The organism is Streptomyces sp. NPDC028298, from assembly GCF_055565895.1.
In genome coordinates this window covers 318174-333651 of sequence record NZ_JBVHTL010000004.1, presented here as the reverse complement: position 1 = coordinate 333651, position 15478 = coordinate 318174, and the positions used below count along the sequence as shown (strand labels likewise).

At 70.4% G+C, this 15478-nt stretch carries 13 protein-coding genes and 1 pseudogene; 6 read left to right on the top strand and 8 right to left on the bottom strand.

What is annotated here, in order from left to right; genetic code table 11:
* Nucleotides 1-47: 47 nt before the first annotated feature.
* Nucleotides 48-1754 carry a glycerol-3-phosphate dehydrogenase/oxidase gene (locus tag ACZ4TO_RS20545; RefSeq protein WP_382793088.1) on the bottom strand — a complete coding sequence of 569 codons (1707 nt, stop codon included), beginning with the start codon at nt 1752-1754 and terminating at the stop codon, nt 48-50.
* 271 nt (nt 1755-2025) lie between these two features.
* Here ACZ4TO_RS20545 and ACZ4TO_RS20540 point away from each other — a divergent pair, with 271 nt between their 5' ends.
* Nucleotides 2026-3234 (top strand): nucleotide sugar dehydrogenase, encoded by a 1209-nt coding sequence (locus tag ACZ4TO_RS20540; protein WP_382793086.1) that lies wholly within the window; start codon nt 2026-2028, stop codon nt 3232-3234.
* 149 nt (nt 3235-3383) lie between these two features.
* A complete protein-coding gene (locus ACZ4TO_RS20535) occupies nt 3384-3965 on the top strand; it encodes a hypothetical protein (RefSeq protein WP_385048702.1) in 582 nt (193 codons plus the stop codon).
* 92 nt (nt 3966-4057) lie between these two features.
* On the opposite strand, the gene ACZ4TO_RS20530 is transcribed toward ACZ4TO_RS20535, so the two are convergent.
* The 4 genes from ACZ4TO_RS20530 to ACZ4TO_RS20515 all read right to left on the bottom strand — a co-directional run bounded on the left by ACZ4TO_RS20530 (nt 4058) and on the right by ACZ4TO_RS20515 (nt 9116).
* The gene (locus tag ACZ4TO_RS20530; RefSeq protein WP_339130981.1) at nt 4058-5182 is read right to left on the bottom strand and encodes a GuaB3 family IMP dehydrogenase-related protein; all 1125 of its coding nucleotides are present in this window, start codon (nt 5180-5182) and stop codon (nt 4058-4060) included.
* A 138-nt stretch (nt 5183-5320) separates the two neighbouring features.
* Complete coding sequence (gene guaB, locus ACZ4TO_RS20525) at nt 5321-6829, bottom strand: IMP dehydrogenase (RefSeq protein WP_382793079.1); 1509 nt, start codon at nt 6827-6829, stop codon at nt 5321-5323.
* A 667-nt stretch (nt 6830-7496) separates the two neighbouring features.
* Complete coding sequence (locus tag ACZ4TO_RS20520; RefSeq protein WP_037626847.1) at nt 7497-8072, bottom strand: sigma-70 family RNA polymerase sigma factor; 576 nt, start codon at nt 8070-8072, stop codon at nt 7497-7499.
* Nucleotides 8073-8504: 432 nt separating this feature from the next.
* Nucleotides 8505-9116, bottom strand: a complete 612-nt coding sequence (locus ACZ4TO_RS20515) for a response regulator transcription factor (protein ID WP_003948568.1) — start codon at nt 9114-9116, stop codon at nt 8505-8507.
* Nucleotides 9117-9505: 389 nt separating this feature from the next.
* Here ACZ4TO_RS20515 and ACZ4TO_RS20510 point away from each other — a divergent pair, with 389 nt between their 5' ends.
* Nucleotides 9506-9835, top strand: a complete 330-nt coding sequence (locus ACZ4TO_RS20510; protein WP_328670972.1) for a WhiB family transcriptional regulator — start codon at nt 9506-9508, stop codon at nt 9833-9835.
* Between the two features lie 208 nt (nt 9836-10043).
* Here the strand turns inward: ACZ4TO_RS20510 and ACZ4TO_RS20505 are convergent, their stop codons facing one another.
* On the bottom strand, nt 10044-10955 hold the full coding sequence (locus tag ACZ4TO_RS20505) for a LysR family transcriptional regulator (RefSeq protein WP_385048707.1): 912 nt from the start codon (nt 10953-10955) through the stop codon (nt 10044-10046).
* Nucleotides 10956-11034: 79 nt separating this feature from the next.
* On the opposite strand from ACZ4TO_RS20505, the gene ACZ4TO_RS20500 reads away from it, so the two are divergent.
* From ACZ4TO_RS20500 to ACZ4TO_RS20490, 3 genes and pseudogenes are all read left to right on the top strand, one after another.
* The gene (locus ACZ4TO_RS20500) at nt 11035-11703 is read left to right on the top strand and encodes an MOSC domain-containing protein (RefSeq protein WP_385048710.1); all 669 of its coding nucleotides are present in this window, start codon (nt 11035-11037) and stop codon (nt 11701-11703) included.
* 208 nt (nt 11704-11911) lie between these two features.
* Complete coding sequence (locus ACZ4TO_RS20495) at nt 11912-12685, top strand: SDR family NAD(P)-dependent oxidoreductase (RefSeq protein WP_385048713.1); 774 nt, start codon at nt 11912-11914, stop codon at nt 12683-12685.
* A gap of 114 nt (nt 12686-12799) precedes the next feature.
* A pseudogene (locus tag ACZ4TO_RS20490) lies at nt 12800-13093 on the top strand (ester cyclase); the annotation flags it as partial.
* Nucleotides 13094-13212: 119 nt separating this feature from the next.
* Here ACZ4TO_RS20490 and groL read toward each other — a convergent pair.
* Both groL and groES read right to left on the bottom strand, forming a co-directional pair.
* Nucleotides 13213-14838: a chaperonin GroEL gene (gene groL, locus ACZ4TO_RS20485; RefSeq protein WP_382793066.1), complete on the bottom strand. Its 1626-nt coding sequence runs from the start codon at nt 14836-14838 to the stop codon at nt 13213-13215.
* A gap of 149 nt (nt 14839-14987) precedes the next feature.
* Nucleotides 14988-15296, bottom strand: a complete 309-nt coding sequence (groES, locus tag ACZ4TO_RS20480) for a co-chaperone GroES (RefSeq protein ID WP_037626893.1) — start codon at nt 15294-15296, stop codon at nt 14988-14990.
* Between the last annotated feature and the right edge of the window lie 182 nt (nt 15297-15478).

The following is a 15478-nucleotide window of genomic DNA, read 5'->3' as shown; positions in this document are numbered from 1 at the left end:
ATCCCGGCTCACCACACCCGTTCGAGTGACATCCACGGGAGGGCCGGTCAGAACTGCACGATGTCCGGCGCCCCCAGCCGGGCCGCGTCCGCCGTCAGGTCGTCCGGCTGGCGCTGGGACTCCCGCTCGGCCTCGACCCGCTTCTCGTAGTGCTCCACCTCGCGCTCGATCTGCTCCTTGTCCCAGCCGAGGACCGGCGCCATCAGCTCGGCGGCCTCCAGGGCGCTGCGGGTGCCCCGGTCGAAGGTCTCGATGGAGATGCGCGTACGCCGGGTCAGGACGTCGTCCAGGTGGCGGGCGCCCTCGTGCGAGGCGGCGTAGACGATCTCGGCCCGGAGGTAGTCCTCGGCGGCCGGCAGCGGCTCGCCGAGGGAGGGGTCCGCCGCGATGAGGGCGAGGAGTTCCTCGGCCAGCGACCCGTACCGGTTCAGCAGGTGCTCCACACGCACCACGTGGATGCCGGTGCGCGCCGCGATCCGCGCCCGCGCGTTCCACAGCGCGCGGTACCCCTCGGCGCCGAGCAGCGGGATGTCCTCCGTGACGCATTCGGCGACCCGCTGGTCGAGGCCGTGCACCGCCTCGTCCACCGCGTCCTTGGCCATGACCCGGTAGGTCGTGTACTTGCCGCCGGCCACGACCACGAGTCCGGGCACCGGGTGGGCCACGGTGTGCTCGCGCGACAGCTTGCTGGTGGCGTCCGACTCGCCGGCCAGCAGCGGCCGCAGCCCCGCGTACACCCCTTCGACGTCGTCGCGGGTGAGCGGCACGGAGAGCACCGAGTTCACATGCTCCAGCAGATAGTCGATGTCCGCGCTGGAGGCGGCCGGGTGGGCCTTGTCGAGGTCCCAGTCGGTGTCGGTGGTGCCGATGATCCAGTGGCGGCCCCACGGGATCACGAACAGCACGGACTTCTCGGTGCGCAGGATCAGGCCCGTCGTGGAGTGGATGCGGTCCTTCGGCACGACCAGGTGGATGCCCTTGGAGGCGCGGACGTGGAACTGGCCCCGCTCCCCGACCATGGCCTGGGTGTCGTCGGTCCACACGCCCGTGGCGTTGACGATCTGCCGGGCGCGGACCTCGTACTCGCCGCCGCCCTCGACGTCGCGCACCCGGGCCCCGACCACCCGCTCGCCCTCGCGCAGGAAACCGGTGACCCGCGCGCGGTTGGCGACCTTCGCCCCGTACGAAGCCGCCGTGCGCACCAGGGTCGCCACATAGCGGGCGTCGTCCATCTGGGCGTCGTAGTACTGCAGGGCGCCGATCAGCGCGTCCTTCTTGAGGGCCGGCGCGACGCGCAGGGCGTGCCGGCGGCTGAGGTGGCGGTGGCCGGGCAGGCCGCGGCCGTGCCCGCGGGCCATCGACATCGCGTCGTACAGCGCGACGCCGGACCCTGCATACAGCCGCTCCCAGCCCTTGTGCTGGAGCGGGTAGAGGAACGGGACGGGCTTCACCAGGTGCGGCGCCAGCCGTTCGAGCAGCAGGCCGCGTTCCTTCAGCGCCTCGCGGACGAGCGCGAAGTCGAGCATCTCCAGATAGCGCAGGCCGCCGTGGATCAGTTTGCTGGATCTGCTCGACGTGCCCGACGCCCAGTCACGCGCCTCGACCAGTCCGGTGGACAGGCCGCGTGTCGCGGAGTCCAGCGCGGTGCCCGCGCCGACCACGCCCGCGCCCACGACCAGCACGTCCAGCTCGCCCTCGGCCATTCCCGCCAGTGACTCGGCACGCTCCGCCGGCCCCAGTGTCGCTGTCCTCACCGCTGCCTCCCGCTGTAGGTCGCGCTGGCCGCACCCGTCCGGCGACGCCCGGCTCACATCCCCCCTGCCCAAAGTCTGACCGTCTCTCCCCTCATCGGCCACCGTCCGTCCTCAGCCTGTGGACAACTCTGGGCGACGCGCAAGGAATCTTGATCGATCAATCCCGCAAATCGGTCATATTTACTCCTAGTCTGACATTGCTCTCGCCCATCCTGTCCACAGGGCTTGCGCACCTGTCCCGCATCGGTTACTGGGAAGGACGGCCCACTCCATGCCCGCAGACCTCGCCGTCATCGGACTCGGTCACCTCGGCCTGCCCCTGGCCCAGGCCGCCGTCGCCGCCGGCATCCCCACCCTCGGCTACAGAACCGGCCCGGAAGGCGGCTCCCTCACCGCCGCGGAACTGCGCCGGATGCTCGCGGGCGGCTTCCGCCCGGCCACCAACCCGGCCGAGCTGGGCCGCGTCCGCACCGCCGTCATCTGCGCGCCGACCCCGCGGGGCGCGGACGGCGCCCTGGACCTCGGCCAGGTCGAGGCGGCGGCCCGCACCCTGGCCGCACGGCTGCGCCCGCACACCACGGTCATCCTGGAATCGCCGGTGCACCCCGGCACCACCGAGGCGTTCCTGCGCCCGCTCCTCGAAACCGGCTCGGGACTGCGCGCGGGACGCGATTTCCACCTCGCCTACTCGCCCAGCCGGGTCGACCCCGGCAACCGGGACTTCACGCCCGCCGGGACACCGAAGGTCATCGGCGGCCTCACCCCCGCGTGCACCGAGTCGGCCGCCGCCTTCTACGGACGGCTCACCGACAAGGTCGTCCGCGCGCGCGGGCCCCGCGAGGCGGAGACGGTGCAGGTCCTGGAGACCAATTTCCGGCACGTCAACATCGCCCTCGTCAACGAGATGGCCGTGCTCTGCCACGACCTGGGCGTCGACCTGTGGGACGTCATCCGCTGCGCGGAGACCAAGCCGTTCGGGTTCCAGGCGTTCCGGCCCGGCCCGGGAGTCGGCGGCCACGGGATCGCCCAGGACCTCGGCGGCCCCTCCGGACGCCCGCTGCGGATGGTCGAACTGGCCCGGCAGGTCAACAACCACATGCCCCAGTACGTCATCCAGCGCGCCGCCGCGCTGCTCAACGAGCACGGCAAGTCCGCCCGGGCCGCGCGGGTGCTCCTCCTGGGCATCACCTACAAGGCCGACATCGCCGACCAACAGGGCTCCCCCGCCCACGAGATCGCCGTACGCCTCATGGAACTCGGCGCCTCCGTCAGCTACCACGACCCGCACGTACCGGCCTGGAGCGTCCTCGGGCGGCCCGTCCCGCGCGCGGACTCCCTCTACGAGGCCGCGGCCGACGCCGACCTGACGATCCTGCTCCAGCAGCACCGCACCTACGACCTGCAAGGACTGTCCGTGAAGGCCCAACTCCTCCTGGACACAAGGGGGGCGACCCCGACCGGGGCGGCACACCGGCTCTGAGCCGGGGAAATCGCCTCACGGATTGTCACTCCCCCCTGCTAATCTGCGGCAGCTCTCGCACACACGTGCGCCCCTGCCCCGGGCGCCGACAGGTGTGCGCGGCATCCCAAGCGCACACCTCGTGCGCCCGCATCCCTGGGGGGAACCACATGACTCAGTCGACGCCGCCGTCCGGTCCACCGGTCGACGCCAACCCGTACGCGGACGCGCCCGCCGCACCCGCCGACCAGCCGCCCGTCCTGGAGAAGGCCGCCGCGCCGCAGGGTGCTCCGCAGGGCGCGCCCCAGCCGGGCTTCCCGGTCGCGCCCGTCGCCCCGGCCGCCCCGGTGCGCAACAACTTCCCGCTCGGCCTCGTCGCCTCCATCGGCGCCGGCGTGGTCTCCGCGATCCTGTACGGCCTGGTCATCGGCCTCACCAAGCACGAGATCGGCTACGCCGCCGTCGGTGTCGGCTTCCTCGTCGGCATCGCCGCCGGCCGCGTCGGCGGTCGCAGCCAGACCCTCCCGGTCGTCAGCGTGATCGTCTCCGTGGCCGCGATCTACCTCGGCCAGCTCATCGGCGAGGCCATGATCGGCGCCGACGAGACCGGTCTCAGCTTCAGCACGATCTTCTTCGACCACTTCAGCGTGGTCCAGCAGGCGTGGAAGGACAACGCCGACCCGCTGACCTTCGTCTTCTTCGCGGTCGCGGCCTACGTGGCCTTCCAGAGCGCCCGCAAGACCGGGGACTGAGACACCGACTTCCGGGCCGACAGGCCCGGACACGTAGGAGGGGCCCCCACCGATTCGGTGGGGGCCCCTCCTACGTGCAGGCTTCGTACGAACTACCGCTTGTGCTGGGCGTCCGCCACCGTCACCTCGACGCGCTGGAACTCCTTCAGCTCGCTGTAGCCGGTGGTGGCCATCGCGCGGCGCAGGGCGCCGAAGATGTTCATCGAGCCGTCCGGGATGTGCGACGGGCCGGTGAGGATCTCCTCGATGGTGCCGACGGTGCCGAGGTCGACCTTCTTGCCGCGCGGCAGCTCCTCGTTCACCGCCTCCATGCCCCAGTGGTGGCCGCGGCCCGGCGCGTCGGTGGCGCGCGCGAGCGGGGAGCCCATCATCACGGAGTCGGCGCCGCAGGCGATGGCCTTGGGGAGGTCGCCGGACCAGCCGACACCGCCGTCGGCGATGACGTGCACGTACCGGCCGCCGGACTCGTCCATGTAGTCGCGGCGGGCCGCGGCGACGTCCGCGACGGCGGTGGCCATCGGGACCTGGATGCCCAGGACGTTGCGGGTGGTGTGCGCGGCGCCGCCGCCGAAGCCGACGAGGACACCGGCCGCGCCCGTACGCATCAGGTGCAGCGCCGCGGTGTAGGTGGCGCAGCCGCCGACGATCACCGGGACGTCGAGCTCGTAGATGAACTGCTTCAGGTTCAGCGGTTCGGCGGCACCCGAGACGTGCTCGGCCGACACCGTCGTACCGCGGATGACGAAGATGTCCACGCCCGCGTCGACGACGGCCTTGGAGAACTGCGCCGTGCGCTGCGGGGAGAGCGCGGCGGCGGTGACGACACCGGAGTCACGCACCTCCTTGATGCGCTGCCCGATCAGCTCTTCCTTGATGGGAGCCGCGTAGATCTCCTGGAGCCGGCGCGTCGCGCTCTCCGAGTCCAGTCCGGCGATCTCGTCGAGCAGCGGCTGCGGGTCGTCGTACCGCGTCCAGAGGCCTTCCAGGTTCAGGACGCCCAGGCCGCCCAGCTCACCGATACGGATCGCGGTGGCCGGGGAGACGACCGAGTCCATGGGGGCGGCCAGGAAGGGCAGCTCGAAGCGGTAGGCGTCGATCTGCCAGGCGATCGAGACCTCCTTCGGGTCCCGCGTACGGCGGCTCGGGACGACGGCGATGTCGTCGAAGGCGTACGCCCGGCGGCCGCGCTTGCCGCGCCCGATCTCGATCTCAGTCACGTTGTGGCCTTTCCCTCTTCGCTTCTGCGCCTCCCAGTATCCCCGACGCCCACGACAAGGGCGGCCCCGGAACCTCCGGGGCCGCCCTCGTGGCGGGTCTTCACGCGCGCGGGGAAGACCGATCAGGTGTACGGATGACTACTTGAGGCGGCTGTAGTTCGGCGCCTCGACCGTCATCTGGATGTCGTGCGGGTGGCTCTCCTTGAGGCCCGCCGAGGTGATGCGCACGAACCGGCCGCGCTCCTGGAGCTCGGGAACCGTACGGCCGCCGACGTAGAACATCGACTGCCGCAGACCGCCGACCAGTTGGTGGACGACCGCGGAGAGCGGGCCGCGGTAGGGCACCTGGCCCTCGATGCCCTCGGGGACGAGCTTCTCGTCGGAGGCGACGCCCTCCTGGAAGTAGCGGTCCTTGGAGAAGGAGCGCTGCTCGCCACGGGACTGCATGGCACCCAGGGAGCCCATGCCGCGGTACGACTTGAACTGCTTGCCGTTGATGAAGAGCAGCTCGCCCGGGGACTCCTCGCAGCCCGCGAGCAGCGAACCGAGCATCACCGTGTCGGCGCCCGCGACCAGGGCCTTGGCGATGTCGCCCGAGTACTGGAGGCCGCCGTCGCCGATGACCGGGACGCCGGCCGCCTTGGCGGCGAGCGAGGCCTCGTAGATGGCCGTGACCTGGGGGACGCCGATGCCGGCGACGACACGCGTGGTGCAGATGGAACCGGGGCCGACACCGACCTTGATGCCGTCGACGCCGGCGTCGATCAGCGCCTGCGCGCCCTCGCGGGTGGCGATGTTGCCGCCGATGACGTCCACGCCCGAGGAGTTCGACTTGATCTTGGCGACCATGTCGCCGACCAGCCGGGAGTGACCGTGCGCCGTGTCGACGACGATGAAGTCGACGCCGGCCTCGATCAGCGCCTGGGCCCGCTCGAAGGCGTCGCCCGCGACACCGACGGCCGCGCCGACCAGCAGGCGGCCCTCGCCGTCCTTGGCGGCGTTGGGGTACTTCTCGGCCTTGACGAAGTCCTTGACCGTGATGAGGCCCTTGAGGACGCCCGCGTCGTCGACCAGCGGAAGCTTCTCGATCTTGTGGCGGCGCAGGAGCTGCATCGCGTCGTGACCGGAGATGCCGACCTTGCCGGTGACCAGCGGCATCGGCGTCATGACGTCGCGCACCTGCTGCGAACGGTCGGTCTCGAAGGCCATGTCGCGGTTGGTGACGATGCCGAGCAGCTTGCCGCCGCCGTCGGTGACCGGCACACCGGAGATGCGGAACTTGGCGCAGATCGCGTCGGCCTCGACGAGCGTGGCGTCCGGGTGCACGGTGATCGGGTCGGTGACCATGCCGGACTCGGAGCGCTTCACCAGGTCGACCTGGTTGGCCTGGTCCTCGATGGACAGGTTGCGGTGCAGAACACCGACGCCGCCCTGACGGGCCATCGCGATCGCCATGCGCGACTCGGTGACCTTGTCCATGGCGGCGGAGAGCAGCGGGATGTTGACCCGGACGTTCTTCGAGATGTGCGAGGCGGTGTCGATCTGGTCGGGCGCCATGTCCGACGAGCCCGGCAGCAGCAGCACGTCGTCGTAGGTCAGCCCGAGTGTCGCGAATTTGGCGGGCACTCCGTCGACGTTGGCAGTCATGACACCTTCCCCAAATGGCCTTGATCGGTGCGGATGTCCATGCTAACGGGAAGCATGGCTCTCTCATTCCACGGTTGCGGGTGGGCTTCGGCTTCGTATGTTCGTACGGGATGACGGTCTTTCCCGTTCAGACCCCGCCCGGAGAAGGGCATCGCAGTCCGCCCGGGCCGCCCTGCGCGGGTGGGCGAGCGCCCTCCGGCCCCGCCTGTTCCCGCCCGGAGCGGCGCCGTGCCGTCCCGGCCGGACCGGATCGACACCACCGGGGCCCGTCACCTTTTGCCTGCAATTTGCGGAGGGAAACGGTTCCCGCACGCGGGACGCCCCCGACCGCAGTGACCGGCATCACCGGCCCGACATCACCGGAACGTGTCACGCCGCGCGGAACGCGACCAGTGCGACGGGACCCGCGCGGGCCGGACGCGCCGCCAACCGTGCACACGGACGAACGGCCGGTCACCCGGAGGTGCCATCCGTCGCGCCATCCGGCCGCGTCGCCGCGACCGGATCCGAAGGTCCACAGGATCCGGACGTCCACCGGGTCCGAACGTTCACCAGATCCGAATGTCCGCGGGATCCAGATGCCCAACGGGTCCGAACGTCCGCGGGATCCAGATGTCCACGGAATCCGGATGTCCACCGGATCCGGGCGTTCACCGGATCCAAATTCCTACTGCTCCGCCAGCGCCCGCAGCCTGCTCAGCGCGCGGTGCTGGGCGACCCGGACCGCACCCGGCGACATGCCCAGCATCTGGCCCGTCTCCTCCGCCGTGAGGCCCACCGCGATCCGCAGAAGGAGCAGCTCGCGCTGGTTCTCGGGGAGGTTGGCCATGAGCTTCTTGGCCCACTCGGCGTCACTGCTGAGCAGCGCGCGCTCCTCGGGGCCGAGGGAGTCGTCGGGCCGCTCCGGCATCTCGTCCGACGGGACGGCCGTGGACCCCGGATGACGCATCGCGGCACGCTGGAGGTCGGCGACCTTGTGCGCGGCGATAGCGAAGACAAACGCCTCGAAGGGGCGCCCGGTGTCCTTGTAGCGCGGCAGCGCGAGGAGCACCGCGACACAGACCTCCTGTGCCAGGTCCTCCACGAAGTGCCGCGCGTCCCCCGGGAGCCGGGACAGCCGGGCGCGGCAGTACCGCAGCGCGAGCGGATGTACGTGGGCGAGCAGGTCGTGCGTGGCCTGTTCGTCGCCGTCGACCGCGCGAAGGACGAGCGCACCGATCCCCGTCGTCTCGTCTTCACGCATCGGTCCATGGTGCCTTGACGTCGTTCTGTCCGTGGCACCGCGTCCATAGTTGTGCACCGAAGCGTTATGAGCAGGTGCGCCGGAACTCATCTCCTGCGCCCTCCCCTTCCGCTCGACCGACTTGTCCCCAAGGAACTCCACACCTCAAGGATGCGGCATCCGCCGGGAAACGGAGTCCGGACATCGAGGAGGCACTCTCCGGGGGCCCGGCCCCACCCGCCGGCCGGCGGGCAGGGACCACCCTCGTCATACCCGCGAGGCTGTTCGCCCAAGGGCTGTCCCATGGTCTCCGGTGCTCGCCCGACGACGGCTACGGCGACTCGCCGCGTCGCCGGACCGCCCGGACACACCTCGTACGAGGACGGCCCTCCGCGTTGCGACGCACCGCGTCCGACGCCGCGCGCTGATCCACAGGGGACCACGGGACACCCCTCAGCGGACCAGGCCCCACCGGAATCCGAGCGCGACCGCGTGCGCCCGGTCCGAGGCGCCGAGCTTCTTGAAGAGCCGCCGGGCGTGGGTCTTGACCGTGTCCTCGGAGAGGAACAGCTCACGGCCGATCTCCGCGTTCGAGCGTCCGTGGCTCATTCCCTCGAGCACCTGGATCTCACGCGCGGTGAGCGTGGGCGCGGCGCCCATCTCCGCCGAACGCAGTCTGCGCGGCGCGAGCCGCCAGGTCGGGTCGGCGAGCGCCTGGGTCACGGTGGCGCGCAGCTCCGCCCGCGAGGCGTCCTTGTGGAGATAGCCGCGGGCACCGGCGGCGACGGCGAGCGCCACACCGTCCAGGTCCTCGGCGACGGTGAGCATGATGATGCGCGCACCGGGGTCGGCGGACAGCAGCCGCCGGACCGTCTCCACGCCGCCCAGTCCGGGCATACGTACGTCCATCAGAATCAAATCCGAACGGTCGGCTCCCCAGCGGCGGAGGACTTCCTCGCCGTTGGCCGCCGTCGTCACACGCTCGACACCGGGCACGGTCGCGACCGCGCGGCGGAGCGCCTCTCGGGCAAGCGGGGAGTCGTCGCAGACGAGGACGGATGTCATGACCGTCCTCCGCAGCTGATGCGCGTCACCTTGAGCCTCCAGGCTGTTACGAATCGTCACCTGTGCGGTCGACACTCGCAGGCGGATGTGTCCACCTACCCGAGCGCTTGTTCCTTCAACCGCCTCAGCCATCTCAACGATGGTCACTCGAAAGAGTTACGGGGCAGCCGGTCGTCATCGGCACTGTACGTGAGGGCGCGGACACGGTGCAGACATGCGCGCCGACCCTCAACGTTTCATCACAACCCATGCCCCATTTAGCCTGTTTTCTTCCCATTTGCTGGTGTCTGAGGCTAGATTCGCAATGAGTCATATTTTCATCTCCTTAGATCGTAGATGTACGGTCGGTGGGCACAGAGCAGCCCAGAACGGCAACAAGGGGACACGCAATGGCAGATTTCTCCCGCCTTCCCGGTCCGAACGCGGACCTCTGGGACTGGCAGCTCCTCGCGGCCTGCCGAGGGGTCGACAGCTCACTCTTCTTCCACCCGGAGGGTGAGCGTGGTGCGGCACGGAGCGCTCGTGAGAACTCGGCCAAAGAGGTCTGCATGAGATGCCCGGTACGCGCGGAGTGCGCGGCACACGCGCTCGCGGTGCGCGAACCGTACGGCGTGTGGGGCGGACTGACCGAGGACGAGCGCGAAGAGCTCATGGGACGGGCACGCAACCGACTGGTCTCGGCGGCGGCCACGGGAAACGCTTCCGCTTCGAACACCTGAAGGAACGTTTCTGCCCTGAAGGCGCGTACAGCTTCGGTACGCACAGGTGAGTGCGCACGGGCTGGAGGTGCGTACGAGGAAGCACGTACGGCGTGTGAACGGAGCACGAGGACGCGCACGGAAGGTGCGCGCAGCGCAGGAGGAGTCGAGCCCGGCCGCGACGGCCCGGCTCCCTCATGGACCGACGCCCGGCGCCGGGGGCGAGGCGCTAGCCGGCGGAGTGCTGGCGGGCCGCCGCTCGCGCCAGCCGGTCGAGCGTCGCGGCCACGGCCGGCACCTCGGCGAGGTCGGGAAGGGTGAGGGCGACGATCTCGCGGCGCACCGCGGGTTCCACCGTCACGGTCCGGGCCCCCTTCGGCCGTACGGACTCGATCGCGAGCTCCGGCAGGACGGCGACACCCAGTCCCGCGCCCACGAGTCCGACCACCGCGGGATAGTCGTCGGTGGCGAAGTCGATGCGGGGCTCGAAACCCGCTTCCCGGCAGACCTCGACGAGCTGGCCGCGGCAGCGCGGGCAGCCCGCGATCCACGACTCGCCGGCGAACTCGCCAATCGCGACGGACTCCGCGCGCGCGAGCCGGTGCCGCTCGGGGACCAGGCCGACGAGACGGTCCATCAGCAGGGGCCGTACGACGAGGTCGTCCCACTCCTCGACGCCCGGAGCGCCCTCGTAGCGGAAGGCGAGCGCGATGTCGCAGTCGCCGGCCCGGAGCTTCTCCACGGACTCGGGCGGTTCGGCCTCCTCCAGGGAGACACGCGTGCCGGGGTGGGCCTCGCGCAGCGCGGCGAGGGCGGTGGGGACGAGGGTGGAGCTGCCGCTCGGGAAGGAGACGAGGCGGACGCGGCCCGCGCGCAGGCCGGCGATCGCGGCGACCTCCTCCTCCGCGGCCGTGAGGCCCGCCAGGATGCTCGCCGCGTGCTTGACCAGGGCCTCACCGGCCTGGGTGAGCCGCATCTCGCGGCCCGTCCTGACGAGCAGCGGGGTGCCCACGGACGACTCCAGCGCCTTCATCTGCTGGCTCACGGCGGGCTGGGTGCAACCCAGTTCGCGGCCCGCCGCCGAGAAGGATCCGGTGGTGGCGACGGCGCGCAGGACGCGGAGATGACGAGCCTCGATCACCCTTCGAGCATAAGCGCATCTTGGGTGCGGCGCCGAATATCACGTCGACGCTTTGGGGCGGATCGCCTAGCTTGGTCGCATGAAGCTTCTGTCACTGAACCTGGGCCGGGCGCGGACCGTCCCGTACACGGACCAGCCGGAGGGCGTGACCGGCATCGACAAGCGGCCGGTCGAGGGTCCGGTCCGCGTGACGGCGCCGGGGCCCAAGGGCGCCGGCGGGAGCGGGCTGGCCGGGGACACCGTGTGCGACCTGCGGCATCACGGGGGCGACGACCAGGCGGTGTACGCGATGGCGCGCGAGGACCTGGACGGCTGGGAGCGCGAGCTCGGCCGGACGCTGCCGAACGGCGTGTTCGGCGAGAACCTCACGACGCTGGGTCTTGACGTGTCCGGCGCGCTGATCGGTGAACGCTGGCGGATCGGCTCGGGCGTGGTCCTGGAGGTCACCTGCGGGCGCATCCCGTGCCGCACCTTCCAGGAGCACCTCGGCGAGAAGCGCTGGGTCAGGCGTTTCACGCTCCAGGGTGCGCCGGGCGCGTATCTGCGGGTGATCGAACCCGGCGAGATCCGTACCGGCGACCCGGTCGAGATCGTGCACCGGCCCGCGCACGATGTCACCGTCGCCGTCCAGTTCCGCGCCGCGACGACCGAACGGGAGCTGCTGCCGCGGCTGTTGGCGGCGGGTACGGCCCTGCATCCGGAGTCGCTGGCGGCGGCGCGGGAGTACGTGGCGAAGTACGGCGGGTAGGTCCGGCCGAGCCGGCGGCCCCGGGATGCCGGCGGGCGCGGCTCCTGCCCTCCGAGGCCGGCGGCCCGGGCTCCGGAAGCCGAACGGCCCCGGCCCGGAAGCCGGCCGGCCCCGGTTGCGGAGACCGGGCGTGAAGGACCCGTGGAGCGGGGCGGGAGGCCGACGCCGTGGGGCGGCGGGGGCCTTCGCCGGTCGGTAACGTTGCGCCATGACAACGGCTCTGATTACGGGATCGACCGCGGGGATCGGTGCCGCCTTCGCGCGGCGGCTCGCGGCGGACGGGCACAACCTCGTGCTGGTGGCGCGGGACACGAAGCGGCTGCGCGAGCAGGCGACCGAGCTGCACGACCGGCACGGCATCGAGGCGGAGGTGCTGACCGCGGACCTGGCGACGGACGCGGGCATCGAGGAGGTCGCCGCCCGGCTGTCCGACCGCAGGAGCCCGATCGACCTGCTGGTCAACAACGCCGGTTTCGGCAACAAGGGCCGCTATCTGGACGTGTCGATGGCGGACGAGCTGAAGATGCTCAAGGTGCACTGCGAGGCGGTGCTCCGGCTGACGTCGGCGGCGGCCGAGGCGATGCGGGAGCGCGGCCGGGGCGGGGTCGTCAACGTGGCGTCGGTGGCCGCGTTCGTGCCGCGGGGTACGTACGGGGCGTCGAAGGCGTGGGTCGTGCAGTTCACGCAGGGCGCGGCGAAGGATCTCGCGGGCAGCGGGGTGCGGCTGATGGCGCTGGCTCCGGGCTTCGTGCGCACCGAGTTCCACGAGCGGGCGGGGATGGGCACGGACAACATCCCGAACTGGATGTGGCTGGACGCCGACAAGCTGGTCGCTGCGGCGCTCGCCGATCTGGCCCGCGGCAGAACCCTGTCGGTCCCGGACCCGCGCTACAAGGTGCTGATGGGCGTGGTGAAGGTGACCCCGCGCGCGCTGCTGGGCGGGATCTCGTCGAAGACGGGACGCAAGTACGGGCCCCAGTGAACCGGGGCGCGCCGCCAATCCCCGGGCTCGCGATGATCGTGCGGTGGGTGGTGCCGCCCCTCCGGTGGGAGGATTGAGGGTGTTTCGACCGGAGCGAGAGCCGGAGGCGGCGCCATGACTTTCGTACAGCTCATTGACGGCAGGACCAGTCGGTTCGACGAGATGAACCGGCTGATGGACACCTGGGTCGAGAAGACCAACGGCAAGCGGACCGCCACGCGCGGCGTCGTGGGCATGGACCGCTCCGACGCCAACCACTTCGTGGAGATCGTGGAGTTCCCGTCGTACGAAGAGGCGATGAAGAACTCGAAGATGCCGGAGACCGAGCAGATCTTCCAGGAGATGGTGGCGCTCTGCGACGGGATGCCGACCTTCACGGACCTGGACGTGGTGCGCGACGACAAGCTCTGAGAGCGGAGAACCGCGTGGAGCCCGTGGAACGCGGGAGGTCCCCGTTCCGACCGGAACGGGGACCTCTTCACGCTGTCACACCCCGAAGGGCGTGGCCTCGCTCATGACGTCGGACGTCAGTGGGAGTGACCGTGGCCGCCGTGGCCGGCGTCGCCCTCGTCCTCGGCCGGCTTCTCGACGACCAGGGTCTCGGTCGTCAGGAGCAGGGAGGCGATGGAGGCGGCGTTCTCCAGGGCGGAGCGGGTGACCTTGACCGGGTCGATGACGCCGGCCTTGACCAGGTCGCCGTACTCGCCGGTGGCGGCGTTGAAGCCCTGGCCCTTGTCGAGCTCGGCGACCTTCGAGGTGATGACGTAACCCTCGAGGCCGGAGTTCTCGGCGATCCAGCGCAGCGGCTCGACGGCGGCGCGGCGGACGACCGCGACACCCGTGGCCTCGTCGCCGGTCTTGCCGAGGTTGCCCTCGAGGACCTTGACGGCGTGGACGAGCGCGGAGCCACCACCGGAGACGATGCCCTCCTCGACCGCGGCGCGGGTCGCGGAGATGGCGTCCTCCAGACGGTGCTTCTTCTCCTTCAGCTCCACCTCGGTGGCGGCGCCGACCTTGATCACGCACACGCCGCCGGCCAGCTTCGCGAGGCGCTCCTGGAGCTTCTCGCGGTCCCAGTCGGAGTCGGTGTTCTCGATCTCGGCCTTGATCTGGTTGACGCGGCCGACGACCTCGTCGCTGCTGCCGGCACCGTCGACGATCGTGGTGTCGTCCTTGGTGACGGTCACGCGGCGGGCGCTGCCGAGCACGTCCAGGCCGACCTGGTCGAGCTTGAGGCCGACCTCCTCGGCGATGACCTGACCACCGGTGAGGGTGGCGATGTCGCCGAGCATGGCCTTGCGGCGGTCACCGAAGCCGGGGGCCTTCACGGCGACGGCGTTGAACGTGCCGCGGATCTTGTTCACGACCAGGGTCGACAGGGCCTCGCCCTCGACGTCCTCGGCGATGATCAGCAGCGGCTTGGAGGCGTTCGACTGGATGACCTTCTCCAGCAGCGGCAGCAGGTCCTGGATGGAGCTGATCTTGCCCTGGTGGATGAGGATGTACGGGTCGTCGAGGACGGCCTCCATACGCTCCTGGTCGGACACCATGTACGGGGACAGGTAGCCCTTGTCGAAGGCCATGCCCTCGGTGAAGTCGAGCTCCAGACCGAAGGTGTTGGACTCCTCGACGGTGATGACACCGTCCTTGCCGACCTTGTCCATCGCCTCGGCGATGAGCTCGCCGACCTGCGGGTCCTGGGCGGACAGACCGGCGACGGCGGCGATGTCGGACTTCTCGTCGATGGGGCGCGCGGTGGCGAGGAGCTCGTCGGAGACCGCCTTGACGGCCGCGTCGATGCCCTTCTTCAGCAGCGCCGGGGAAGCACCGGCGGCGACGTTGCGCAGGCCCTCGCGCACGAGCGCCTGGGCGAGCACGGTGGCGGTGGTCGTACCGTCACCCGCGATGTCGTTGGTCTTGGTCGCCACCTCCTTCACGAGCTGCGCGCCGAGGTTCTCGAACGGGTCCTCGACCTCGACCTCACGGGCGATGGTCACACCGTCGTTGGTGATGGTGGGAGCGCCGAACTTCTTGTCGATGACGACGTTGCGGCCCTTGGGGCCGATCGTCACCTTCACCGTGTCGGCAAGCTTGTTGACGCCGCGCTCAAGGGCGCGACGGGCGTCCTCGTCGAACTTCAGGATCTTCGCCATAGGAGCGGTTCAGCCCTCTCGAAAATATGGAGAACGAACCGCGCCCCCGGCGCCCGGCTGGATGGTCGCGGGTGCCAGGGGCGTGGTTCACTGCAATGCTTGGTGCGGGGTCGTCCGGGGAAAAGTCCCGAACTCCCTTACCAGGTGAATTACTTCTCGATGATCGCGAGCACGTCGCGAGCCGAGAGGACGAGGTACTCCTCGCCGTTGTACTTCACCTCGGTGCCGCCGTACTTGCTGTAGAGAACGATGTCGCCGACGGCGACGTCGAGCTCGACACGCTTGCCGTCCTCGATGCGGCCCGGGCCCACGGCCAGGACGACGCCCTCCTGGGGCTTCTCCTTCGCCGTGTCGGGAATGACCAGGCCGGAGGCCGTGGTCTGCTCGGCGTCGAGCGGCTGGACCACGATGCGGTCCTCGAGCGGCTTGATGGCAACCTTGGAGCTGGCGGTCGTCACGATCCGACCTCCCCCTTCGGAGATCTCACGGGGTTAACTGTCTGAGGTGGCGACCAGGTCGATCCGTCGTCGCGGGTGCCGGACCTGCCCGTCGCTGTTGGCACTCTCCAGGGGGGAGTGCCAGACCTGAGACTATGACTGTGATTAGCACTCGGTCAAGCGGAGTGCCAAAGGCGTCGGCG

Coding starts and splice junctions, on each gene's coding strand:
- ACZ4TO_RS20535 (WP_385048702.1), top strand. CDS start 3,384: ATGACTCAGTCGACGCCGCCGTCCGGTCCACCGGTCGACGCCAACCCG.
- guaB (WP_382793079.1), bottom strand. CDS start 6,829: ATGACTGCCAACGTCGACGGAGTGCCCGCCAAATTCGCGACACTCGGG.
- ACZ4TO_RS20520 (WP_037626847.1), bottom strand. CDS start 8,072: ATGCGTGAAGACGAGACGACGGGGATCGGTGCGCTCGTCCTTCGCGCG.
- ACZ4TO_RS20540 (WP_382793086.1), top strand. CDS start 2,026: ATGCCCGCAGACCTCGCCGTCATCGGACTCGGTCACCTCGGCCTGCCC.
- ACZ4TO_RS20515 (WP_003948568.1), bottom strand. CDS start 9,116: ATGACATCCGTCCTCGTCTGCGACGACTCCCCGCTTGCCCGAGAGGCG.
- groL (WP_382793066.1), bottom strand. CDS start 14,838: ATGGCGAAGATCCTGAAGTTCGACGAGGACGCCCGTCGCGCCCTTGAG.
- ACZ4TO_RS20500 (WP_385048710.1), top strand. CDS start 11,035: ATGAAGCTTCTGTCACTGAACCTGGGCCGGGCGCGGACCGTCCCGTAC.
- ACZ4TO_RS20495 (WP_385048713.1), top strand. CDS start 11,912: ATGACAACGGCTCTGATTACGGGATCGACCGCGGGGATCGGTGCCGCC.
- ACZ4TO_RS20510 (WP_328670972.1), top strand. CDS start 9,506: ATGGCAGATTTCTCCCGCCTTCCCGGTCCGAACGCGGACCTCTGGGAC.